General features: G+C 61.6%; 23 protein-coding genes. 14 read left to right on the top strand and 9 right to left on the bottom strand.

The window, feature by feature from the left end:
- Positions 1-39 precede the first annotated feature (39 nt).
- The 5 genes from BLS60_RS15600 to BLS60_RS15580 all read left to right on the top strand — a co-directional run bounded on the left by BLS60_RS15600 (position 40) and on the right by BLS60_RS15580 (position 5,588).
- A complete protein-coding gene (locus BLS60_RS15600) occupies positions 40-957 on the top strand; it encodes an AAA family ATPase (RefSeq protein WP_070883056.1) in 918 nt (305 codons plus the stop codon).
- The gene (locus BLS60_RS15595) at positions 954-1,910 is read left to right on the top strand and encodes a DUF58 domain-containing protein (protein ID WP_092369741.1); all 957 of its coding nucleotides are present in this window, start codon (positions 954-956) and stop codon (positions 1,908-1,910) included. Before BLS60_RS15600 ends, BLS60_RS15595 begins: the two co-directional genes overlap by 4 nt.
- A complete protein-coding gene (locus BLS60_RS15590) occupies positions 1,907-3,901 on the top strand; it encodes a transglutaminase TgpA family protein (protein WP_092369738.1) in 1,995 nt (664 codons plus the stop codon). Before BLS60_RS15595 ends, BLS60_RS15590 begins: the two co-directional genes overlap by 4 nt.
- 22 nt (positions 3,902-3,923) lie before the next feature.
- A complete protein-coding gene (locus BLS60_RS15585; RefSeq protein ID WP_092369735.1) occupies positions 3,924-4,685 on the top strand; it encodes a CHAD domain-containing protein in 762 nt (253 codons plus the stop codon).
- 105 nt (positions 4,686-4,790) lie between these two features.
- Positions 4,791-5,588: an acyl-CoA thioesterase gene (locus tag BLS60_RS15580; protein WP_092369732.1), complete on the top strand. Its 798-nt coding sequence runs from the start codon at positions 4,791-4,793 to the stop codon at positions 5,586-5,588.
- Here BLS60_RS15580 and BLS60_RS15575 read toward each other — a convergent pair.
- From BLS60_RS15575 to BLS60_RS15565, 3 genes are all read right to left on the bottom strand, one after another.
- The gene (locus BLS60_RS15575) at positions 5,564-5,794 is read right to left on the bottom strand and encodes a hypothetical protein (protein ID WP_092369730.1); all 231 of its coding nucleotides are present in this window, start codon (positions 5,792-5,794) and stop codon (positions 5,564-5,566) included. The genes BLS60_RS15580 and BLS60_RS15575 overlap by 25 nt on opposite strands.
- Before the next feature lie 106 nt (positions 5,795-5,900).
- Entirely contained in the window at positions 5,901-7,385 is a 1,485-nt protein-coding gene (locus BLS60_RS15570) for a methyl-accepting chemotaxis protein (protein ID WP_092369727.1), read from the bottom strand.
- Between the two features lie 160 nt (positions 7,386-7,545).
- Complete coding sequence (locus BLS60_RS15565) at positions 7,546-8,382, bottom strand: TatD family hydrolase (protein WP_070883063.1); 837 nt, start codon at positions 8,380-8,382, stop codon at positions 7,546-7,548.
- Between the two features lie 205 nt (positions 8,383-8,587).
- On the opposite strand from BLS60_RS15565, the gene BLS60_RS15560 reads away from it, so the two are divergent.
- The 3 genes from BLS60_RS15560 to BLS60_RS15550 all read left to right on the top strand — a co-directional run bounded on the left by BLS60_RS15560 (position 8,588) and on the right by BLS60_RS15550 (position 11,045).
- A complete protein-coding gene (locus BLS60_RS15560; RefSeq protein ID WP_092369986.1) occupies positions 8,588-9,994 on the top strand; it encodes an MltF family protein in 1,407 nt (468 codons plus the stop codon).
- 97 nt (positions 9,995-10,091) lie between these two features.
- Positions 10,092-10,526 carry a DoxX family protein gene (locus BLS60_RS15555; protein ID WP_092369724.1) on the top strand — a complete coding sequence of 145 codons (435 nt, stop codon included), beginning with the start codon at positions 10,092-10,094 and terminating at the stop codon, positions 10,524-10,526.
- Positions 10,527-10,745: 219 nt separating this feature from the next.
- A complete protein-coding gene (locus BLS60_RS15550; protein ID WP_092369721.1) occupies positions 10,746-11,045 on the top strand; it encodes a hypothetical protein in 300 nt (99 codons plus the stop codon).
- Positions 11,046-11,047: 2 nt separating this feature from the next.
- Here BLS60_RS15550 and greB read toward each other — a convergent pair whose 3' ends face one another.
- The 3 genes from greB to BLS60_RS15535 are packed head-to-tail and all read right to left on the bottom strand — an operon-like array spanning position 11,048 to position 14,766.
- The gene (gene greB / locus BLS60_RS15545) at positions 11,048-11,545 is read right to left on the bottom strand and encodes a transcription elongation factor GreB (protein WP_070883065.1); all 498 of its coding nucleotides are present in this window, start codon (positions 11,543-11,545) and stop codon (positions 11,048-11,050) included.
- Between the two features lie 33 nt (positions 11,546-11,578).
- Complete coding sequence (locus tag BLS60_RS15540; RefSeq protein ID WP_092369718.1) at positions 11,579-14,083, bottom strand: ABC transporter permease; 2,505 nt, start codon at positions 14,081-14,083, stop codon at positions 11,579-11,581.
- Complete coding sequence (locus BLS60_RS15535) at positions 14,083-14,766, bottom strand: ABC transporter ATP-binding protein (protein WP_092369715.1); 684 nt, start codon at positions 14,764-14,766, stop codon at positions 14,083-14,085. The genes BLS60_RS15540 and BLS60_RS15535 overlap by 1 nt, the downstream gene beginning before the upstream one ends.
- 10 nt (positions 14,767-14,776) lie before the next feature.
- Here BLS60_RS15535 and BLS60_RS15530 point away from each other — a divergent pair, with 10 nt between their 5' ends.
- Genes BLS60_RS15530 through BLS60_RS15520 form a run of 3 tightly spaced genes read left to right on the top strand, consistent with a single transcriptional unit; the run spans position 14,777 to position 16,738 of the window.
- Positions 14,777-15,382 (top strand): arylesterase, encoded by a 606-nt coding sequence (locus tag BLS60_RS15530; protein WP_092369712.1) that lies wholly within the window; start codon positions 14,777-14,779, stop codon positions 15,380-15,382.
- Between the two features lie 58 nt (positions 15,383-15,440).
- Positions 15,441-15,722, top strand: a complete 282-nt coding sequence (locus BLS60_RS15525) for a hypothetical protein (RefSeq protein WP_070883069.1) — start codon at positions 15,441-15,443, stop codon at positions 15,720-15,722.
- Between the two features lie 59 nt (positions 15,723-15,781).
- Entirely contained in the window at positions 15,782-16,738 is a 957-nt protein-coding gene (locus BLS60_RS15520) for a L,D-transpeptidase family protein (RefSeq protein WP_092369709.1), read from the top strand.
- A 98-nt stretch (positions 16,739-16,836) separates the two neighbouring features.
- Here the strand turns inward: BLS60_RS15520 and oprI are convergent, their stop codons facing one another.
- Complete coding sequence (gene oprI, locus BLS60_RS15515) at positions 16,837-17,088, bottom strand: outer membrane lipoprotei OprI (protein ID WP_070883071.1); 252 nt, start codon at positions 17,086-17,088, stop codon at positions 16,837-16,839.
- A 355-nt stretch (positions 17,089-17,443) separates the two neighbouring features.
- On the opposite strand from oprI, the gene BLS60_RS15510 reads away from it, so the two are divergent.
- The gene (locus BLS60_RS15510) at positions 17,444-17,725 is read left to right on the top strand and encodes a GNAT family N-acetyltransferase (RefSeq protein ID WP_070883072.1); all 282 of its coding nucleotides are present in this window, start codon (positions 17,444-17,446) and stop codon (positions 17,723-17,725) included.
- A 55-nt stretch (positions 17,726-17,780) separates the two neighbouring features.
- Here BLS60_RS15510 and BLS60_RS15505 read toward each other — a convergent pair whose 3' ends face one another.
- The gene (locus tag BLS60_RS15505; RefSeq protein WP_092369706.1) at positions 17,781-18,857 is read right to left on the bottom strand and encodes a 3-deoxy-7-phosphoheptulonate synthase; all 1,077 of its coding nucleotides are present in this window, start codon (positions 18,855-18,857) and stop codon (positions 17,781-17,783) included.
- Positions 18,858-19,198: 341 nt separating this feature from the next.
- Between BLS60_RS15505 and BLS60_RS15500 the strand changes: the two genes are divergently transcribed.
- Both BLS60_RS15500 and cysB read left to right on the top strand, forming a co-directional pair.
- Positions 19,199-19,696 (top strand): universal stress protein, encoded by a 498-nt coding sequence (locus tag BLS60_RS15500; protein ID WP_092369703.1) that lies wholly within the window; start codon positions 19,199-19,201, stop codon positions 19,694-19,696.
- A gap of 105 nt (positions 19,697-19,801) precedes the next feature.
- Positions 19,802-20,776, top strand: a complete 975-nt coding sequence (cysB, locus tag BLS60_RS15495) for an HTH-type transcriptional regulator CysB (protein ID WP_070883075.1) — start codon at positions 19,802-19,804, stop codon at positions 20,774-20,776.
- A 57-nt stretch (positions 20,777-20,833) separates the two neighbouring features.
- Here the strand turns inward: cysB and BLS60_RS15490 are convergent, their stop codons facing one another.
- On the bottom strand, positions 20,834-21,454 hold the full coding sequence (locus BLS60_RS15490) for a phosphoadenosine phosphosulfate reductase domain-containing protein (protein ID WP_092369701.1): 621 nt from the start codon (positions 21,452-21,454) through the stop codon (positions 20,834-20,836).

Raw genomic sequence — 21,454 nt, 5'->3', positions numbered from 1 at the left:
TGGCCAGTAGCATCGAAGCACTTGCATAAGGAGTGGACGATGCACACGAAACTGGATGCCTGCCTGGATACCGTCAATCAGGTGCTGCTTGGCAAGGAGGCGCAGGTGCGTCTGGCGCTGACCTGTCTGCTGGCGCGTGGTCACCTGCTGATCGAGGATCTGCCAGGTATGGGCAAGACCACCCTCAGCCATGCTCTGGCCAAAGTGCTGGGACTGAGCTTTCAGCGCGTCCAGTTCACCTCCGATCTGTTGCCCGGCGACATTCTTGGCACATCGGTATTCGACAAGGACACCGGGCAGTTCCTGTTCCACCCCGGGCCTATTTTCGCTGAGCTGGTGCTGGCTGATGAGATCAACCGGGCCACGCCTAAGAGTCAGAGCGCGCTGCTGGAGGCCATGGAGGAAGGCCAAGTGACCATCGAGGGCGCCACACGGCCGTTGCCAGATCCGTTCTTCGTGATCGCTACCCAGAACCCGATCAGCCAGAGTGGCACCTTCGCCTTGCCAGAGTCGCAGCTGGATCGCTTCCTGATGCGCCTGTCGCTTGGTTATCCGGCCCGCGCCGCAGAAAAGGCGCTGCTGTTGGGGGAATCCCGGCGCTCGGTGCTGCCAACCCTGGACGCCGTGCTCAATCACGCCGAGCTGGCGAGATTGCAGGCTGAAGTGCCCAAGGTGCGGGTCAGTGATGCATTGGTCGACTACGTGCTGCGCCTGGTCGAGGCCACGCGCACGCAGCCGCAATTCGCCTGGGGGCTGTCGCCGCGCGGCAGCCTTGCCTTGTTGGCAGCGGCACGCGCATGGGCTCTGCTGGCGCAGCGTGATTACGTAATTCCCGAGGATGTGCAGGCAGTACTGCCGTCAGTGGCCGGGCACCGGCTGCGCGACCAGGCCGATCCGGCCGGGCACGGCGGCGGTGCCTTGGTGCAGTGGTTGCTGCGTGAGGTTCCGGCGCTTTGACGACACTGTTAAAGCGGCGTTGGAGTCGCTGGCTGGTCAAGCGCATTCCGGCTGCCGCGAGCGTTCAACTCAATCAGCGACGGATCTTCATCTTGCCTTCGCGGGTCGGGTTGGCTTTTTTCGTGGCGCTGCTGGTAATGCTGCTGGCGGCCATCAATTACCAGAGCAGTCTGGCTTATGGCCTGACCTTTTTACTTGGCTCGGTGTTCGTGATCACCATTTTGCACACCTACCGCAACCTGGCCGGCCTGGTGCTGCATGCCGGAGGCGCTGGCGCCGTTTTCGCGGGTGAGCAGGCCCGTTTGCGAGTGCGTCTGGAAAGTCGTGGGCGTGGCCACGAAGCCGTCGCCCTGGGCTGGCCACCTGCCGATACGTTGCAGCAGGATGTGCCGGCGGGTAGTGCCGTTGAATGCGAACTGAACGTGCCCACCGAGCGGCGTGGCTGGCTGCAACCCGGGCGCATGAGGGTTGAGAGCCGATTTCCCCTTGGGCTGTTGGTAGCCTGGAGTCTGGTCGATCTGGATCAGGCGGTACTGGTCTATCCACGACCGCTGGAGGGCGAGCTGCCGTTGGCCGCTGGCGGCAGCGATGACGATGAAGAGCAGGGGCATCTGAGTCACGGGCAGGGCAGCGATGATTTCCAGGGTCTGCGTACCTATCAGCCCGGCGATTCACGCAAACGCTTGCACTGGAAAGCGTATTCGCGTGGCCAGGGTCTGCTCGTCAAGGATTTCGCCGCGCAGAGCGGCCGCGATCTGTTGCTGGATTTCGAAGTGCTGAGCGGCGATGTAGAGAGCCGACTTTCATTGCTCTGTCACTGGGTGCTGGTGCTTTCCGAGCGTCAGCAGCCTTTCGCCTTGCATCTTCCGGGCAGCGTGTTCAGCGTTGATACCGGCGAACGCCATCGTGAACAGTGCCTGCGAGCGCTGGCATTGCACGGAGCCGGTGTATGAGCGCCATCCAAGGCATCCCGCGCATCAGCCTGACCTGGCTGTTGGTGGCGCAGGCGTTGGTGATCGTGCCGCATCTGGGCCATCTGCCGCTGTGGGTGATCGGCCTCTGGCTGGGCTGCGCATGCTGGCGGGTGCAGATATTCCGGATGCGTGCGGGTTATCCGACGATGCCGGTGCGAGTCGGTTTGATCGTGCTGGCGGGGCTCGGCGTGTTTCTCTCACGGGGTACGCTGGTCGGGCTGGATGGCGGCGTGGTGCTGCTGATAGCCGCCTTCATCCTCAAGCTGCTGGAGATGCGCACTCGGCGCGACGCCCTGGTACTGATCTTCCTCGGCTTCTTTGTGGTGGTGACCGGGTACCTGTTCGACGACAGCATTCTGATCGCGCTGTTCAGCCTGCTGCCGGTCTGTGCCTTGCTGGCCGCATTGATCGGCCTGCAACAGAGCGGCACGGCGAACCGCCCGTGGCGCACGTTGCGCCTGTCGGCCAGCCTGCTGCTGCAGGCACTGCCGCTGATGTTGCTGCTGTTCCTGTTTTTTCCGCGCATGGGCCCGCTGTGGTCGCTGCCGGTGCCCAATGAGCGCGGCGCGGTGACCGGTCTCGCCGATAGCATGGCGCCGGGTGACATCGCCGAGCTGACCCGTTCGGGTGAGCTGGCGTTTCGCGCCAGCTTCGAGGGTCAGGTGCCGCCGCGCAACGAGTTATACTGGCGTGCTCTAACGCTCGATCAGTTCGATGGCCGGCGCTGGTCGCAGTCATCGACAGCGCAATTTTCATCGTCGCCGCAGTGGCAACCGCGAGGTGAGGCGTTGCGTTACAGCATCGTCATGCAACCCACCACGCGGCCTTGGCTGTTCGCACTCGATGTCGCCCAGACTGACCTGCAAGGGACCCGGCAGATGGGTGATTTCCGGTTGCAGCGCAACCGGCCGGTGGATCGCGCGCTGCTCTATAACGTCAGTTCCTGGCCCCAGGCCATTCGCGAGCCACAGGAGCGCCAGGGGGGCATGCAGACCTGGCTGCGTCTGCCGCAGCAGGGCGATGCGCGCAGCCGTGAGTGGGCGCAAGCGTTGCGCGAGCAGCACCCGCAGGATGACCAATTGGTCGCCGCGCTGCTGAGTCACTTCAACCGACAACCGTATGTCTACACCTTGCGGCCGATGCCGCTGGGGAATGACTCCATTGATGATTTCCTATTCGATACACGCAGCGGGTTCTGCGCCCATTACGCGGGCGCCATGACGTTCGTGCTGCGTGCCGCCGGGATTCCCAGCCGGGTAGTTGCCGGCTACCAGGGCGGCGAGCTGAGCGGAAACGGCAGCTATGTGCAGGTGCGCCAATTCGATGCCCATGCCTGGGTCGAGTATTGGCAGCCGGAAAAGGGCTGGACCAGCGTCGACCCGACCTTTCAGGTCGCTCCAGAACGCATCGAGCAAGGCCTGGAGCAGGCGCTGGCCGGCGAGCAGAGCTTTCTCGCCGATTCGCCGTTTTCGCCCCTGCGTTACCGCAACCTGGCGTGGCTGAACGAACTGCGTCTGGCCTGGGATGAGCTGAATTACGGCTGGCAACGGTTCGTTCTTGGTTACCAGGGCGCGCAGCAGTTCGAGTTGCTGCAGCGCTGGTTCGGGCAGGTCGATGCCAGCCGCCTTATTCTGGCGCTGGTCGGTGGTGGCGGCTTATTGCTGGGCCTGCTTTCGCTGTGGCTGTTCAAGCCTTGGCGTGGCGAGCGTGATCCGCTGCAGCAGTTGTTCATGCGTTTCGAGCGCCTGCTCGCGCAGCACGGCGTTCAGCGGCTTACCGGCGAAGGGCCGCGGGCCTTTGCGGCCCGCGCCGCCCTTGCACTTCCCACGCAGGCAGAAGCGATTAATGCCTTCGCCAAGGCGTATGAAACGCAGCGCTATGCCGGGCAGAACATCTCAACCTCAGTGCTGGTCCAACAGCTGAAAACGCTTCGCCGTCAGCTGCCATGGCGCTGGAGTCGATCCCATTGAATGGTTTTCGGGAGTACCTGCGATGAGTGGTTTTATAGGCACGTTGCGCAGCGAGGTGCTGCAGTTGCAGATAGCGCTATACGCTTGTCGGGAGCGGTTACAGGCGCACACCGATGATGAAGCACTGCATGACATGCGGGTGTGCCTGCGCAGGCTGCGCAGCTTGCTGAAGCCACTCAAGGGCGCTGCGGGCAGTGATGCGCTGCAGCAGCGCGCCGCCGAGCTCGGACGCCTCAGCGGCCCACTGCGGGACTTGGAAGTACTCATCGCCATGCTTCGGCAGCAGGGGGAACATGCCGCCGCCGACCGGCGTGTGGCCGAGCAGGGCAGCGGTGAAACACGGTTGCTTGCCAGCCGGCAGTTGAGCGCGTTGTTTCGCGCGCTGGATGAGTGGCCGCAGGAGCTGGCCCGTCAGCACGCCGGTGGTGAGCTGGATGCCCTGCACAAGAGCGTTCGCCGTTACCTGCGCAAACAACGCACTCGGCTCGTCGAAGCGCTGCGCGATGCAGAGCACGACCGCCATCGCGTCCGGCTGCTGATCAAACGCGTACGTTACACGGCCGAGGCATATCCGCAGCTGTCTCCACTGTCCAATCAACAGCTCAAATTATTGAAAAGGGGTCAGGCGGTACTGGGTGACTGGCATGACCACCTGCAGTGGCTGGCACGCGCCGAACGGGAGCCGGACTTGCAGATATTCGCGGCGCAATGGCGGCAGTCCATGCAGGCCGCGGACCAAGCGGCGGAAGGCGTTCAGGCGCGTCTGCTCGCTGCTCTGACGTAAGTGAAACCGGTATCTCCTTGCAAATGACCGAACTGGCGTGCGCCTCGGGCTCGCTGTAACGCTGCGGGTCTCTTACCATCGGCTGACGTTCATGGGGAGGTGGGTATGGACTTCTTTACATTGCTCGACGAGGTGAAACGCACGCCCGAGGCGCTGTCGATACCCGCGGACTGGGGGCAGGGGCGCGCCAGTTTCGGCGGCGTGGTCGCTGCGCTGGTGTATGCGGTGATGCGCACCAAGGTACCGTCTGAGCGCTCGCCGCGATCACTGGCCATCAGCTTCGTCGCGCCGGTCGAACCGGGCGTTGCGACCTGCTTTGAGGCCGACGTATTGCGTGAGGGCAAGGCGGTCAGTCAGGTGCTGGGGCGTGCGTTGCAAAATGGCGAGGTGGTGGCGCTGGTGCAGGGCAGCTTCGGGGCGCCGCGTGCCTCCTCGGTCAAGGTCGAAGCGCTGCCAGCACCGACGATCATGGGCGTAGAGGATAGCCAAGAATTACCTTACATCCCCCAGGTTACGCCGGAGTTCACCCGCCACCTGGCCATGCGTTGGGGGCTGGGTGGCTTGCCGTTCAGTGGTAATCCGTCACGGGAGATGGGCGGCTGGGTGCGCTTTCGCGATCAGCAGCGTATCGAAACCCTGGATGAAGCGCACCTGCTGGGTCTGGTCGATGCATGGCCGCCAGCGGTGCTGTCACTGCTGAAGAGCCCGGCACCAGGCAGTTCACTGACCTGGACGATCGAGTTCATTCAGCCGCTGGTCTCGGTAACCTCGGATCAATGGTGCTTGTACCGCGCTGAAATCGAACACGCCCGCGATGGTTACGGTCACGTTGCCGCAGCACTGTGGACGGCTGATGGTGAGCTGCTGGCGATCAGCCGTCAGACGGTGACGGTATTCGGCTGAAGCTCAGCGACGGCCACGAGCGCCTGGCGTGCCAGTGCATACGCAGCCATGGCGCCCAGTGCCGATAATGCCAATGCCAGCGGTCCCGATCCGCTGCCAGCCAGAACGAGAGACGTCAGCAGCAGCGGCAGCGCAATGGCGAGCATGGGCATGTCGAGCGATTCGGCGCTGCGCGAATGGTCGAGGGTGGCGGTGTGCGTGGTCATGGCGGGTCTCCCTATCTGATGGGGCCAGTCTAGGGCGTAGCGAGCCCCGTCACGAATTGATCCCTCCTATGTGGCAGATAGCTTTTGTGCTATCAGCCACAGGTGTTTATGGCTTGAGCTGATGGATAGCCCGTGACAGTTCGCCTGACAGCTCTGCCAGCTCATTGCTGGTTGTAGCTGATTCCAGGGTCTGCTGGACGGTCTGCTCGGTGACGTCGCGGATGCCGATCACTGAACGGGTCATCTCTTCGGCTACCTGACTCTGTTGCTCGGCCGCTACGGCAATCTGCGTGTTGCTCTCGCGCATCTGCGCCACCGCGCCCGTAATGGCCGCCAGCGCTTCACCGGCTTCGTGGGCAGCCTGGACGCAAACGTCCGCCTTGAGCGAACTCTCCTGCATGAACTCCACAGCGTCGCGAGTACCTGCCTGCAGGTTGGCAATCATGCTGGTGATCTCGTCGGTGGAGTCTTGCACGCGCTTGGCGAGGTTGCGCACCTCGTCGGCAACCACCGCGAAACCGCGACCCATCTCGCCAGCGCGTGCTGCTTCGATGGCCGCGTTGAGGGCCAGCAGATTGGTCTGTTCAGCGATGCCGTGAATGACGTTGACCACGCTGCTGATTTTCTGACTGTCGCTGGCCACTTGCTGGATCATGGTTGCCGTCTGCTGCACGCCGCTGGAAAGTCCGGTGATTGATTCGACCACGCGGCTGACCACCACCTGGCCGGTCCCAGCAAGCTGGTCGGCGGTCTGCGACTGGTCACGGGTCGTCGCCGCATGCTCGGCAATGTGGTGCACGGTGGTCGACATTTCGTTGATCGCGGTTGCCGCCTGGTCGGTCTCACTTTGCTGGCCGAGCATGCCCTGGCGAACCTCCTTCATGTTGTGGGCCAGCCTGGCAGTGCCGTCATCCAGTCGCGAGGCTGCCTGAATAACCGTGCCGACGACGCGTTGATAGCCGGCCTGCATGGCATTAAAGGCACCGGCCATCTGCCCGACTTCGTCGCGGCTGTGCAGCGGCACGCGTGCCGACAGATCGCCATGTTTCTCGACATGCAGCATGACGTCCTTGAGGGTATTGAGGTGGGTAAGCAAAAACCGGATCAGCACCTGTGAGGCGCCGAGCAATGCAAGCATCAACAGGGCGACTGCCAGTGCATAGCTGCCGGCCCGCTCGCTGAATACCTGAGCCAGGCTGCGGCCGTGTACAGGTATCGCGATGCGTTTGTCGCTGCCGAGCTCGACGATCTGCGCGCCGATGAGGGGATCGCCACCCAACACAGCTTCATGTTCAAGAGCGACCCAGCCGCGTGCGCCGCGCAGTGCGCTGGCATCGACAGCACCAGGCAGGCGCGGTTCATCGGCTGCGGCGAATCGGATCAGGCCCGTGCTGCCCGGCAGCTCACGGTCTGCGGGCCAGGCAGCGATCAGCCGTGCCTGGTTTTCTGCGCCATCGCGGGCGGCCTGGGCGTACGTATCCTGCTCTTGCTGCATGGCGAACAGGACGAGCAGCAGGGTGGTGGCAAAGGCGACGGCATTGACCGCCCAGAACTTGTGTTTCAGGGATACATCACGAATCCAGGCGGGCATGTTTTATTGCTCTCGACGTGAATGAAGGTGCTAGCAAGGCGCCATCATTGTTTCACGCAGCTGGCAACTATCCGTTGACGTGAATCAACGCCCGAGGGGAGGCCAGCTGCACAACGCACGAGTATTCGGTGCAAGTGGGCTTGTTGGCGGGCTTGAACGCCTATCTGTCGTCTTCACGCTCTCCGGTCCGCTCAACGATGGAAGGCAGCCCGAAAAAGGCGCGGGCACAGGCGGTGGTGTGTGCGGCGACCTGTTCTTCGCTTTCCTGGCGATGAAGCGCCACCTCGCGCAACACCTCGCCCAGAAAAGCGGGCTCATTACGACCATTTTTCGGCTTTGGCCGCAGGCTACGGGGCAACAGATAGGGAGCATCGCTTTCCAACATCAGGCGTCCGGCGGGAATGTCCCTGACCAACGGATGCAGGTGCGCGCCGCGGCGCTCATCGCAGATCCAGCCGGTAATGCCGATGTGCAGATCCAGGTCCAGATAATCGAACAACGCGCGTTGCTCGCCAGTAAAACAATGCACCACTGCCGCCGGTAAGCTATCCCGGTAGTTGCGCAAAATCTGTACGAAACGCGGATGGGCATCGCGCTCGTGCAGGAACACCGGCATCTGCAGATCCACCGCCAGGCTCAACTGCTCTTCCAGGGCTTTTTCCTGCAGGGGCCGCGGCGAGAAGTCGCGGTTGAAGTCCAAGCCGCATTCGCCGACAGCTTTTACCTGTGGTTCAGACAGCAAAGCGCGAAGGTGCCGCGCGTCGTCGCTGCTCCAGTTCTTGGCGTCGTGGGGGTGCACACCGGCGGTACTGAACAGCCGATCACCACGGTCGTCCAACTGCTGGCACAGGCCCAGCGCGTGGTCACTTTCCGTCAGGCTGGTGCCGGTCAGCACCAATTGACAGACGCCCGCCTCATAGGCTCGCTCAAGCAGCGCCTCGCGCCGATCATTGAAGCTTTCGTGAGTCAGATTGACGCCGATGTCGATGAGTTGCATGGTGTGACCTTGCCGAACGTGAGGGGCGCAGCATAGCAGAGCTTTTAATTTCCTATTAAAAGCCAACAATTACAAAGAGTTGTAAGGTTTTATTGATGTTAAATCAACAATAATTGGCGTCAGAACTACGGCTGTGCGACCCTCCGCGCCCAGCGTTTGGCTGATTGCCACGGGCTTTGTGCAGGCCCTTGCCACCGGAGCGTCGATATTGCGTGTCCTTTTCGTGCTGTGCCTGTTGCTCTCGCTGCCCATCTCGGCAGTCGCGCGCATTGCCGGCCCGGTCGAAGTGACTAAGCCCGCAGCAGTGCGCGACCTACCCGGCATCCGCAAGAGCAGTGAGCTGCGGGTACTCGTCAATCAGAGCCGTAACAGTTCCGGCGAGGTCAAGGGCCAGAGTATCGGCGTTGAATATCAGCGCCTGCGTGCGCTGGAGCAGTATCTCAATCGCAACGCGCGCGATGGACGCAATCTGCGTCTGAAGATAATCCCCAAGGCTAAGGATCAGTTGCTCGCCGCCTTGCAGCGTGGCGAAGGCGATCTGGTAGCGCCCGGTGAGTTGCTCAGCAGCAAGGGCGGCATGCATGTCATCGCCAGCGAAGCAATCCGCCGTGACGTGCCCGTGGTGATCGTGGCGCGGAAGGGTAATCGGCGCTATCAGCGCCTCGAGCAACTGGCCGGGCGAAGTCTGTCGCTACCGGCGGGCAGCATCGCCAAAGACGCCCTGCATGGCATCAATCTGCGGCTCCAGGAGCGCAAACTGCCGCCAATCGTGGTCGAGTGGGTAGACCCGACCCTTGCCGTCGAGGATGTGCTGGAGATGGTCCAGGCCGGCATCTTCGACTTCACCGCCGTCGAGCTGCATATCGCCGAGCGCTGGGCCAAAGTGATGCCCAAGCTGCGTGTCGATCGGCACATGGTGCTCGATGATCAGGGCGACATGCGTTGGTACATGCGTCCCGATGCGCCGATGCTCAGCGCCAGCGTCGACCGATTTCTTGACGGTTACCGCGTGCCTGATGATCAGGATGCCGCCTTCCAGCGCGTCTACCGGCGGCTCTACAAAGTGCATTCACCCATGGGCCGCACTGAGCGCCAGCGCTTGGAGCGTGTTCGCCCGGTGCTGCAGCGCTATGCCGCACAGCACGACTTCGACTGGCTGGCGCTGGCCGCTTTGGCATTCAAGGAGTCGACCCTTGATCCGAGCGCGCGGGGCAGTAGCGGTGCCACCGGGCTGATGCAAATTACCCCGGCAGCCGCACGCAGTGTTGGCGTCGGGGATATTTCCAAAGTGGAAAACAATGTGCAGGCAAGCGCCAAGTATCTGGCCAAAATTCGCCGCAGCTTCTTCAACAGCCCGCGCTTGAACGAGCGAGAACGCATGGCCTTCGTCCTGGCCGGTTACAACCTCGGGCCGCAGCGGGTGCAAAGCCTGCGCGCCGAAGCCCGCAGGCGTGGCTTGAACCCGGATCAGTGGTTTTTTCAGGTGGAAAGGGTCGCCATGGAGGAGCTCGGCATGGGTGTGGTCAGTTACGTCAATGCGGTTAACAAGTACTACCTGGCTTACGCGCGCGAGCGCTATTCACTGGAGCCTGCAGTGAGCATGCATAAATGATCGAAATAATAGATTTATTTTAGCCGTTTTATTCAATCTTTATATTTATAAATTGAATTAATATGGCGCCATCTCACCCATGCAAAGGACTCGCCCCATGAACGCTTTCATCAAAACTTTGGCAACCACCCGTGCCGGTTACGGCCTCACCATCCTTCGGGTACTGGTGGGCATCATCTTCGTCGCCCACGGTTCGCAGAAACTGTTCGGCTGGTTTGGTGGCTATGGCCTGGAGGGCGTGGCGCAGTGGATGGAGAGCATCGGCCTGGCGCCGGGCTATCTAATGGCATTGATGGCCGGCAGTGCCGAGTTCTTCGGCGGTCTGGCGCTGATTGTCGGCTTGCTGGTACGCCCCGCGGCGGTAGCGTTGACCTTTACCCTGGTGGTGGCGATTTTCTCCGTGCACATCAGTAACGGTTTGTTCATGGCCGACAACGGTTACGAGTTTGCACTGGCGCTGATGGCTGCCACGCTGGCACTGTTGGTCGAAGGCGCTGGCCGTTTGTCGCTGGACAAACGCATCGCCGGCTAAACAGCTTCAAGCCTCTGGAAAGCCCGCTGATGCGGGCTTTCTTGGTTATTGACAGAGTGATCGTGGACTCTCTAGGATTACTACCTGCGCCGATTTAAACAGCTACTTGCGGGGCGCCTGAGGGATTCTTGAACGAGTCTCGAAATTCCGCTAAAGCGCTGGTTCGGTGTTGCCTCTCACCGCTGCCCAGCGGGATTCTCGAGGCGGAGACAAACACCCATGACCTGCATCCAGGCCACGCAAATTCGTATCGCTCCTATCACCACCGGCTTGATCCGACGCAACCCACGCATTCTACTCGGCGGTACTCACCAGCCGACGCTGTTGCGCTATCTCGACGGCTGGCCCAGCCGTCGCTCTGGTCAGCGTGCCTTTCTGGTGCAGTTCGCCGAAGAGGGCGAGTCGCTGCAACGCTTCGCCGACGACAGTTTCGATTTTGCCGTGCTGCAGCGGCCCAGCGCCGAAGCACTCGGCCAATTGACGCGGATCGCTCGTCAGGGGCTGATCACCCTGCGCTGAACTCAGGGATAATCGATGGCGATGACGTACCAGAACTTGTCGCCGGTCGGCGTCTGCACACGCACCTCCGCATCCAGGCCCTTACCGATAAGCGCACGGGCCAGCGGTGAGTCTATGCTGATCAGGCCAAGTTTGAGGTCAAGTTCGTCGGGGCCAACGATACGGTAGCGCGAGGCATTGCCGTCCTCGTCTTCCACTGTTACCCAGGCGCCGAAATACACCTTGTTCGGATCACTTGGGCGCGTGTCGACCACCTTGAGCTTCTCCAGGCGCTTGGTGAGAAAGCGCACGCGGCCGTCGATTTCCCGCAGCATTTTTTTGCCGTAGGTGTACTCGGCGTTCTCCGAGCGATCGCCCTGGGCCGCGGCTTCGCTGACCGAGCGGGTTACCTCGGGGCGACGCACATGCCAGAGTTCATGCAATTCAGCACGTAAACGCGCCTCACCTTCGGGGGTGATGAGGGGCGTTCCGGCGGCGCGGGGTGGGCGGTATCGGCTCATGCTGGGCTCAGTCGGGTACGGGCGACAAGTCTATCAACCCTCGCGCAGAACGGTCAGTGGGCTGGCGTCCAGTGAACGCCGCGTTCCCAGCACGCCTGCGGTAGCGACCAGAAGGGCGCCGATCAAAGGCAGCACCAATAGCCATGGATGCGGTTGCCATTCCATCTGGAAGGCGAAGCGATATAGCAGGAAGCTGACCAGCTCGCAGCCAAGGGCAGCCAGCAGGCCGCTGGTCGCACCCAGCAGGCCGAACTCGGCACGGCGTGCATGAATCAGCAGTTTGCGCTCGGCACCCAGCGCGCGAAGCAGTGCGCCCTGGTGAATGCGTTCGTCCAGTGTCGATTGCAGCCCGGCGAACAGCACCGCCAAGCCCGCCGCAAGAACGAAGAGCAGCACGAACTCGATGGCGATGGTGACTTGGGCGAGGATGCTGCGTAGCTGATTGAGCAGCGCTTCCACCTGCAGCAAGGTGACCGAGGGGAACGCCCGTGACAGCTCGACCAGCTGGCGCTCCTGCTGCGGCGGCAGGTAGAAACTGGTCAGGTAAGTGACCGGCAGATCTTGCAGGGTGCCAGGCTCGAAGATCATGAAGAAGTTGGGCTGGAAGTTGTTCCAGTCAACCGTACGCAGGCTGGTTACCTGGGCGTCGCGGTTGACGCCGCCAACCGTGAACGTCAGCCGGTCACCCAGCTTGATCTGCAGGCTCTGCGCCAATTCGTCTTCTATCGATACGCCGGGCAGCTCCTGACCTTTTTCGCCCGTCCACCACTGGCCCGCGGTCAAGGTATTACCCTCGGGCAAGTCCGCACCCCAGGTAAGGCTCAGGTCACGGCGTACGGCGCGTTCGCCGCGGGAATCCTTGCTGACGTATTGGCGAACCGGGTCACCATTGACCAGGACCAGTCGGCCCGGCACCACCGGATAGAGCGGCGCAGGGTGCGGCGAAAGTTCTGCCAGGCGTGTGGCGAAGGCATCGCGCTCGGCAGGCAAGATGTTGAGCGCGAAATGATTGGGCGCATCGGCAGGCAACTGATCTTGCCAGGTGTCCAGCAGTTCGCCGCGCAACAGAGCGATCAGCGCCATGGCCAGCAGAATGAGGCCGAAGGCCAACGATTGCCCGGCAGCAGCCAGCGGCCGACGGAGCAGTTGGCCAAGGCCCAGGCGCCATGGCAGCGAGGCGCGTGCCAGCAGACGGCGCAGGCTTTGTAAGCCAAGCAGCAACAGACCACCGAGCAGCAGCGCGGTAATCAGGCCGCCGCCGAGCAAGGCCAGCGTCAGCGGCAGATCAAGACTCAAGCGCCACATGATCAGCCCGAGGGCGAGCAGGGCGGTGCCATAGACCATCCAGGAACTGGCCGGTACCGGCAGCATGTCGCGACGCAGCACCCGCAATGGCGGCACACGTCCCAGGGCTGCCAACGGCGGCAGCGCAAAGCCGGCCAGCGCGACCAGGCCGGTCGCGATGCCTGCCAGCGCCGGCCATAGGCCGCCGGGCGGAATCTGCGCAGGAAGCAGGCCCTGCAGCAGATGGAACAGCAGGTGCTGGGCAAGCCAGCCGAGCAGCGCGCCACTCAGGCTGGCGACCAGTCCGAGAATCGCCAGCTGCAAGCTGAATAACCCCAATGCCTGCCGGCGGGACAAGCCCAGGCAGCGCAGCAGCGCACTGGCATCGAAGCGGCGGCTGGCGAAGCGGGCGGCGGACAGCGCGACTGCGACGCCGGCGAGCAGCACGGCGGCCAGGCTGGCCAGGTTGAGGTAGCGCTCGGCGCGGTCGAGGGCGCCGCCAACGCTGCGGCTGCCATCGCGCGCATCATCGAAACGCTGGTGGGCTGCCAGGGTGGGTTCGACGGCCTGGCGGTAGCTGGCCAAAGCATCACTCGGGCCGTTCCATTGTTCGATGTAGCGCACGCGGCTGCCCGGTTGCACCACGCGTGTGGCAGGCAAGTCGTCCAGGTGCATCAGCACGTGGGGTGTCAGGCTGTAGAAGTCGCCTGCTTCATCGGGCAGGTAGGTGAGCACGCGGGTCAGACGAAGGGTCTTGGCGCCGACTTCGATTTCGTCGCCGGTTTTCAGATTGAGTGCCGCCAGGAGTCTCGCCTCGGCCCAGGCTTCGCCAGGCCGCGGCCCTTGGCTGACGACTTCTTCCGCGTAGGGCTCGGCGGCGCTTTTCAATTCGCCGCGCAGTGGGTAACCATCGCCCGCAGCCTTGACGCTGGCCAGCTGGATGCCTTCGTCGGTAGCGATCACGCTGGAAAATTCGACGACCTGCGCATGCTCCAGGCCCCGCGAGCTGCCCGCGTCGATCTGCTCGGCAGCCGCCGGCGAACTGCCGCGCAGGATCAGGTCGGCGCCGAGAAACTCGGTGGCGCGCAAGGTCATGCCTTCATTCAGGCGCGCGCCGAAATAGCCGATGGCCGTGCTCGAGGCGACGGCGATCAGCAAGGCGAAAAACAGTACACGCAGTTCGCCGGCGCGAGCGTCGCGGCGCAGCTGACGCCCTGCAAGTGATAGCAGGCCGAAGAAGGATAGGGATTTCATCAAGCGCTCACCGGTGCGACGAGATGGCCGCCCTCCAGGCGAATCAGGCGCTGGCAGCGGGCCGCCAGACGCTCGTCGTGGGTAACCAGCACCAGGGTGGCGCCGCGCTCCTGATTCAGCTCGAACAACAGGTCGCTGATGCGCTCGCCCGTGTGGCTGTCGAGATTGCCGGTCGGCTCATCGGCAAACAGTACGTCGGGATCGGCGGCGAATGCGCGGGCAATGGCCACGCGCTGTTGCTCGCCTCCCGAGAGCTGGCGAGGGGTGTGGCTCAGGCGCGCGCCCAGGCCTACTCGGTCGAGCAGCGCCGCGGCACGCTGGCGGGCATCGCTGCGGCCTTCCAACTCCAGAGGCAGCATGACGTTCTCCAGGGCATTGAGGCTGTCGAGCAATTGGAAGGACTGGAACACGAAACCGACGTGTTCGGCGCGTACGCGAGCGCGCTCATCCTCGCCAAGGCTGCCCAGGTCGTTGCCGGCCAGTACGATACGCCCGCTGCTGGGCAGGTCGAGCCCGGCCAACAGGCCGAGTAGGGTGGACTTGCCCGACCCCGAGCTACCGACGATCGCCAGGCTGCCGCCTTTTTCCAATTCCAGGGAAAGGTCATGCAGGATGGTCAACTCACCTTCCGCGCTGGAAACCACTTTGTTAAGGTTCTGCGCAGACAGAATGCTAGAGCTCATGAGGAATCCGATGCGTGCATTATTGAAGGGGGCTGTTCTTGGCCTGCTGCTTGTGGGCCAGATGGCGCAGGCGGCGACCGTGCTGGTCGTCGGCGATAGTATCAGTGCGGCTTTTGGCATGGATACCCGGCAAGGCTGGGTTCATCTGCTCGATGAACGCCTCAAAAAAGAAGGTTTCGAGCATCAGCTGGTGAATGCCTCGATCAGCGGCGACACCAGTGCTGGCGGGGCCGCGAGGCTGCCTGCGCTGCTTGCCGAGCACAGCCCGGATGTGGTGATTGTGGAGTTGGGCGGCAACGACGGATTGCGCGGCCTGCCACCCAAGCAATTGCAACAGAATCTTGCCTCGATGATCGATGCGTCCCGCGAGGCTGGCGCCAAGGTGCTGCTGCTGGGTATGCGTATCCCGCCAAATTACGGCGAGCGTTACACCACGGCGTTTGCCAAGGTCTTTGACGATGTCGCAGCAGAGAAAAGTGTGCATCTGGTGCCGTTTCTTCTCGAGGGCGTGGGCGGTGTCGACGCGCTGATGCAGGATGACCGTGTGCACCCTGCGGTAGAGGCGCAGCCGTTGCTGCTCGAGAATGTCTGGCCGGCCCTCAAGCCGTTGCTCTGACGGGCTTTTCCGCCGGCGGCGTTTCGGCTAATGTGGCGCCCCCGCTCTGGAGCCCCCCATGCTGCGACCCGTCTGGTCCCTGTACGCGTATCAATTGATCGAGCCCGACGAACAGCTCGACCTGTTCGCTTGTCGCGAGGTACGCGTGCATCTGGTTGCTCGCCAATTGGAGCTGGGTGGCTACGCTGATCGCACCCTGTGTGGCGGTCTGCTGCCGGCTCAGCCGTTGTGGCGGGATCTGGAGAGACAGATGCTGCAGGATCGGCGGCTCTGCCCAGGCTGCCTGGCTACCTTGAACGCCCAGCGAAACGGCGAGCGGCCCGCATGGCCGGGACGCTGAGCGCGGCAGCGGTATACAATTCGTTCCTTCCTATCACCTCCACTACGAAGGTTTCCCGCATGTCGCTGCGCGCTCCAGCTCTTGCCCGCTGTCTGTCGTTGTGTGCTTTTTCCCTGGCAGGGAGTGCCGCCGCGTTGGAACTGCCATTGCCGCCGCTCGGCGACGACGTGGTAGGCGAAATCCAGGTGATCAAGGCACGCTACGAAGACACGTTCGCCGATATTGGTACTGCCAATGATCTGGGCTATCTGGAAATGGTCGCTGCCAATCCGGGCGTCGATGCCTGGCTGCCAGGTGAGGGCACCGATATCGTGTTGCCGACGCGTTTCATCCTGCCGCCGGGCCCGCGCGAAGGCATCGTGATAAACTTGGCCGAGTACCGCCTCTATTACTTTCCCAAAGGCCGTAACGTGGTCTACACGTATCCGCTGGGGATCGGCCGTGAAGGCTGGAGCTCTCCTGTTGCCGACGCGCGTATCACCGCGAAAACGCCAAATCCCGGCTGGTACCCGCCGCAATCGATCCGTGACGAGCATGCTGCCGAAGGCGACCCGCTGCCCAGCTACGTTCCGCCAGGGCCGGACAACCCACTGGGGCCTTACAAAATGGCCCTGTCAGTGCCGGGTTACCTGATCCACGGTTCGAACAAGAAGTTCGGCATTGGCATGCGCGTGAGCCACGGCTGTTTTCGCATGCTCAATAACAACGTGCTTGAGTTGGCCGAAAAGGTACCGGTGGGTACGCCGGTGCGCATCATCAACGAGCCGTACAAGTTCGGCGTAAGCAACGGCAAGGTTTATCTGGAAGCCCACGCGCCGCTGGGCGAAGAAGAGGGCGCGCTGCTCGGCGACCAGCATGCAGCCGTCGCCAACGCGCTGATCAAGCGCACTGACCTTAGCGCGCAGAATCTGGACTGGGATGTGGTACGCGAGGTCGTGGCGGCGCAGGACGGTCTGCCAATCGAGATCGCTTCACCGCAGGATCACGTTATTCAGACGCAATCTTCGACGCTCTGAAGCCACCGCAAATAAACGGTCTTCGCGCAGGCTCCTGCCCATAACGGACGCCCATAAAAAAGCCGGCCCATAGGCCGGCTTTTTCAGCTCATTAGCTGTTACTTGCGGCTGGCTTTTTCCAGCATACGCAGAGCACGCTCGTTGGCTTCGTCAGCAGTTTGCTGAGCCTTCTGAGCAGCAGCCAGCGCTTCGTCAGCCTTGCGGTAGGCTTCGTCGGCACGGGCTTGAGCGCGTGCTGCTGCGTCTTCAGTTGCAGTCAGGCGAGCTTCGGTTTCTTTGGTAACGCTGCTGCAACCGGTAGCCAGAACTGCGGCCAGAGCCAGTGCAGAAAATTTCAGAGCGTTGTTCATCATGTTCCCCTTGGGGTAAGTTTTTGCTTGTTAAAGCCGATTTCCAACCCGGAAAATGGCGGCGTACATACTACCTGTAACTTTTAGTAAGTAAACGGGCGGTAGGCAAGGGTTCCGTTTATTTAAAGCGCTCGCCTGTTTGCAGGTAACGAGCCTCAAGGCCGGCCCTTAGCTCTAACTGCACGATAAGTGCGTGCCGGGTAGGTGCGTTATTCGTATAGGCGCCGAAGATGTCGATAGGTGATTTTTTCACCTTGCCCTTTGTCCCTTACAATGGCTTTATATCCTATTGTTACCGAATGTATGCAGTCCAAGATGGCTGGATGTCGGTTCAACTTAGCCGAGAGGAGCAGTAATGAGCGAGCCATTTACCATTCACCATGACGTTGCAGGTCATCAATTCGAGACCACAGTGGATGGTGATCGCGCGTACCTCGCTTATATGGATCTGGGCAAGCAGACGCTGGATATCTACCGAACCTTCGTGCCCAACTCGCTGCGTGGGCGAGGCATTGCTGCGGCGTTGACGGAAACGGCGCTCGATTACGCCGAACGCATGGGCTACACGGTAATCCCGTCCTGCTCCTACGTTGAGCGTTATATGGCCCGCCAAGAAGGGCCTACAGACCAGCACTGACAGAAGCTACAAATGAAAACGCCGGGTAATTCCCGGCGTTTTCATTGCTGGCGTCTTAGCTGCGTTGACGCTTGGGCAGCACGTCCTTGAGTTTGACGTGCATGCTGCGCAAGGTCGTCTCGGTACTTTCCCAGTCGATGCAGGCATCGGTGATCGACACACCGTACTTGAGCTGCTGCAGATCCTTGGGAATCGACTGGCTGCCCCAGCCCAAGTGGCTTTCCACCATAAGACCGACAATCGACTGGTTGCCTTCGAGAATCTGGTTGGCGACGTTGTCCATCACCAGAGGCTGCAAGGCCGGATCCTTGTTGGAGTTGGCGTGGCTGCAGTCGACCATGATGTTCGGCTTGATGCTGGCCTTCTTCAGCTCTTGCTCACAGATGGCAACGCTCACCGAGTCGTAGTTCGGCTTGCCGTTGCCGCCGCGCAGTACCACGTGACCGTAGGCGTTGCCCTTGGTGGTGACGATCGACACGCCGCCTTGCTGGTTGATACCCAGGAAACGGTGCGGGCTGGAAACCGACTGCAGCGCGTTGATCGCGACTGTCAGGCCGCCGTCGGTGCCGTTCTTGAAGCCGACGGCCGAAGACAGGCCCGAGGCCATTTCACGGTGCGTCTGCGATTCGGTGGTGCGGGCGCCAATGGCCGACCAGCTGATCAGGTCCTGCAGGTACTGCGGGGAGATAGGGTCGAGCGCTTCGGTGGCGGTGGGCAGGCCCATTTCCGCAAGGTCGAGCAGCAGCTTGCGGCCGATGTGCAGGCCGTCCTGAATCTTGAAGGAGTCATCCAGGTAAGGATCGTTGATCAGGCCTTTCCAGCCGACGGTGGTGCGTGGCTTTTCGAAGTACACGCGCATCACCAGGTAAAGCGTGTCGGATACTTCCTCGGCGAGCACTTTCAAGCGCTCGGCGTATTCGTGGGCCGCCTTGATGTCGTGAATCGAGCAGGGGCCGACCACGACGAACAGGCGGTGATCCTTGCCATCGAGAATGTCGCGCACTACCTGGCGGCCGGCGGACACGGTGCGCTGTGCGCTCTCGGTCAGCGGGATCTCGAGCTTGATCTGATCCGGGGTAATCAGGGTTTCGTTGGAGGCGACGTTAAGGTCGTTAATCGGTAAATCAGCCATCGTGCTTTTCATCAATTGCGTCATCGGGTCACGGAAGCCGGCCGCCAGCGATCCCCGTGCAGCGGGCACAGCGGTATGGGCACAGCGGGGAAGCCGAACCTTAGCGCGTTAGCGTCCAGCTAGACAATCATATTTGGGCAATAAGGCAACGCAGGCTCGATCATTGACCCGATCGCGGCAATATCACAGGGTGATCGCGCGCCTGGCACCGTATGGACCGCGCAACGTTGCATCGATTATGAAGACCGGCTCTCATTGACGAGACCTTCGTTTCGTTCGCATCGGATAGCTGCTGCTAAGCTCAAGCGAGGCTCCGCCGTGTCGGCAGTCGAGGAGGCCGCATGATTCGATCAATACTCTATGCCACTGACCTCGGCCTTTATGCGCCCTACGTGTTGCAGCACGCGCTTGCCCTGGCGCGCAGTTTCAATTCACGACTCTACGTGGTGCATGTGGTCGAGCCCATGGGGTTGTTCGCCGAGTCGGTGTTGCAAACCTACGTGGATGAGGCTCGCTTGAAGGAATTGCGCAGTACCGGGCTGGATACCGTAATGAACAGCATCGAGCTGCGTGTGCTCGAAGGCTTTCGCGACGAGTTGGGCGACAATCGCGACGACCTTGATTTGATCGGCTCGGTACAGGTGTTGCGCGGTGATGCGCCGCTGACCATTCTCGAACAGGCACAGAAACTCGCTGTGGATTTGCTGGTCGTAGGCAGTCACAGCCATGGCGCAGCGCTTGAGGTGCCGATAGGCAGAACGGCTTCGAGGCTGTTGCAGCTATCCGAGGTGCCGGTTTATCTCGTGCCGATGCTGCAGCACCGCTCTCGCCACGACTGAGACCTCGCAACCCAGGGCATATCATCTATAGTTACCGGCTAAACCATTAATATGGTTATATAGCGGGCCGATGATCAGGCTGCCTATTCGCCTTGAGGGATTTATATGAAGCTTCAGCAACTGCGCTACATCTGGGAAGTCGCGCATCATGACCTCAACGTCTCGGCCACGGCGCAAAGCCTCTACACGTCACAGCCTGGTATCAGCAAGCAGATACGTTTGCTCGAAGACGAGCTGGGTGTAGAAGTGTTCGCCCGCAGCGGCAAGCACCTGACGCGAGTTACTCCGGCTGGCGAGCGGATTATCACCACCGCAGGCGAGATCCTGCGCAAGGTCGAAAGCATCAAGCAGATTGCCCAGGAGTTCTCCAACGAGAAGAAGGGCACGCTGTCGATTGCAACCACGCATACGCAGGCGCGCTATGCGTTGCCATCGGTTATCAGCAGTTTCATCAAGCAGTACCCGGACGTTGCCTTGCACATGCACCAGGGCACGCCGACGCAAATTGCCGAAATGGCTGCCGACGGCACAGTGGATTTCGCCATCGCTACCGAGGGCCTGGAACTGTTCAATGATCTGGTGATGATGCCCTGCTACCGCTGGAATCGTTGCGTGATCGTGCCTCAGGGCCATCCGCTGGCGAAGTTGCCGAAGCTGACCCTGGAAGCGCTGGCCGAGCACGAAATCGTCACCTATACCTTTGGCTTCACCGGCCGCTCCAAGCTCGATGAAGCCTTCAGTCATCGCGGCCTGACCCCGAAAGTGGTGTTCACGGCAGCCGATGCCGACGTAATCAAGACTTACGTTCGCCTTGGGCTCGGCGTGGGCATCGTGGCGAAGATGGCTATTGATCCAAACCTCGACCCTGATCTGGTCGTGCTGGATGCCAGCGAGCTGTTCGAATCGAGCGTCACGCGGATCGGTTTCCGTCGTGGCACTTTTCTGCGCGGCTTCATGTGCGACTTCATCGAGAAATTCGCTCCGCACCTGACCCGCGATGTACTCGCCAAGGCCGTGCACTGTCACAACAAGGTCGAGCTCGAAGAGCTGTTCAAGGACGTCAACTTGCCGCTGCATTGATCAGCACACTGCAAAAAAATGGCGCCCTGTAGGGCGCCATTTTTGTTTCTGCCAGGCTCAGTGGCTCAGGTGCAGGCCGCACTCGCGATTGTCCTCGCCCTTGGTGGGGTCGAAGTAGTCGAAGTTGTTCGGCAGGCCATGGGTAGTGAGGTACTGATACAGATCCTTGGATGACCAGTGCAGCAGCGGAGCGACTTTGATGAGACCGTCCGGGTTGATGCTCACTGGCTGCATCTGCGCACGCACGGCAGTGTCGGTGGCGCGCAGCGCGGTGAACCAGACGCTGGGAGCGGTTTCGCGCAGGGCGCGCGCGAAGGGCTCCAGCTTGACCTCTTCGGTGAAGGCGGCATGACGCGGATCGTCCAGTGCCGGGGTTGCTCCGTCGATGGCTTCGCGGTGTGCCCGGCTGCGCTTGGGCAGATAGGTAATCAGGTTCAGGCCAAGCTGACGGGTCACTTCATCGGCAAATTGGTAGGTGGCCTCAGTGTTGTAACCGCTGTCCATCCACACGATCGGAATATCTGCCTTGGCCTGGCTGACCATGTGCAGGATGACCGCCTCGAAGGGGCGGAAGTTGGTCGTGCAGATCGCTGGTTTGCCCAGGCCGATAGCCCACTCGATCAGCTTTTCCGGCTGGTTGGCGAATTCGGCGTTGAGTCTGTCCAGGTCGAGATCCAT

Source organism: Phytopseudomonas seleniipraecipitans (genome assembly GCF_900102335.1).
GTDB classification, from domain to species: Bacteria; Pseudomonadota; Gammaproteobacteria; order Pseudomonadales; family Pseudomonadaceae; genus Aquipseudomonas; species Aquipseudomonas seleniipraecipitans.
The sequence above is the reverse complement of the archived record's forward strand: the minus strand, read 5'-3'. Positions and strand labels throughout refer to the sequence as shown.

Excerpts from the sequence above, each read along its gene's own strand:
- BLS60_RS15565 (WP_070883063.1), bottom strand. The coding sequence starts at position 8,382 with ATGCAACTCATCGACATCGGCGTCAATCTGACTCACGAAAGCTTCAAT.
- BLS60_RS15510 (WP_070883072.1), top strand. The coding sequence starts at position 17,444 with ATGAGCGAGCCATTTACCATTCACCATGACGTTGCAGGTCATCAATTC.
- BLS60_RS15575 (WP_092369730.1), bottom strand. The coding sequence starts at position 5,794 with ATGACCACGCACACCGCCACCCTCGACCATTCGCGCAGCGCCGAATCG.
- BLS60_RS15600 (WP_070883056.1), top strand. The coding sequence starts at position 40 with ATGCACACGAAACTGGATGCCTGCCTGGATACCGTCAATCAGGTGCTG.
- BLS60_RS15555 (WP_092369724.1), top strand. The coding sequence starts at position 10,092 with ATGAACGCTTTCATCAAAACTTTGGCAACCACCCGTGCCGGTTACGGC.
- oprI (WP_070883071.1), bottom strand. The coding sequence starts at position 17,088 with ATGAACAACGCTCTGAAATTTTCTGCACTGGCTCTGGCCGCAGTTCTG.
- BLS60_RS15505 (WP_092369706.1), bottom strand. The coding sequence starts at position 18,857 with ATGGCTGATTTACCGATTAACGACCTTAACGTCGCCTCCAACGAAACC.
- cysB (WP_070883075.1), top strand. The coding sequence starts at position 19,802 with ATGAAGCTTCAGCAACTGCGCTACATCTGGGAAGTCGCGCATCATGAC.
- BLS60_RS15530 (WP_092369712.1), top strand. The coding sequence starts at position 14,777 with ATGCGTGCATTATTGAAGGGGGCTGTTCTTGGCCTGCTGCTTGTGGGC.
- BLS60_RS15580 (WP_092369732.1), top strand. The coding sequence starts at position 4,791 with ATGGACTTCTTTACATTGCTCGACGAGGTGAAACGCACGCCCGAGGCG.
- greB (WP_070883065.1), bottom strand. The coding sequence starts at position 11,545 with ATGAGCCGATACCGCCCACCCCGCGCCGCCGGAACGCCCCTCATCACC.
- BLS60_RS15525 (WP_070883069.1), top strand. The coding sequence starts at position 15,441 with ATGCTGCGACCCGTCTGGTCCCTGTACGCGTATCAATTGATCGAGCCC.
- BLS60_RS15590 (WP_092369738.1), top strand. The coding sequence starts at position 1,907 with ATGAGCGCCATCCAAGGCATCCCGCGCATCAGCCTGACCTGGCTGTTG.
- BLS60_RS15520 (WP_092369709.1), top strand. The coding sequence starts at position 15,782 with ATGTCGCTGCGCGCTCCAGCTCTTGCCCGCTGTCTGTCGTTGTGTGCT.
- BLS60_RS15490 (WP_092369701.1), bottom strand. The coding sequence starts at position 21,454 with ATGGATCTCGACCTGGACAGACTCAACGCCGAATTCGCCAACCAGCCG.
- BLS60_RS15585 (WP_092369735.1), top strand. The coding sequence starts at position 3,924 with ATGAGTGGTTTTATAGGCACGTTGCGCAGCGAGGTGCTGCAGTTGCAG.
- BLS60_RS15535 (WP_092369715.1), bottom strand. The coding sequence starts at position 14,766 with ATGAGCTCTAGCATTCTGTCTGCGCAGAACCTTAACAAAGTGGTTTCC.
- BLS60_RS15500 (WP_092369703.1), top strand. The coding sequence starts at position 19,199 with ATGATTCGATCAATACTCTATGCCACTGACCTCGGCCTTTATGCGCCC.
- BLS60_RS15550 (WP_092369721.1), top strand. The coding sequence starts at position 10,746 with ATGACCTGCATCCAGGCCACGCAAATTCGTATCGCTCCTATCACCACC.
- BLS60_RS15540 (WP_092369718.1), bottom strand. The coding sequence starts at position 14,083 with ATGAAATCCCTATCCTTCTTCGGCCTGCTATCACTTGCAGGGCGTCAG.
- BLS60_RS15570 (WP_092369727.1), bottom strand. The coding sequence starts at position 7,385 with ATGCCCGCCTGGATTCGTGATGTATCCCTGAAACACAAGTTCTGGGCG.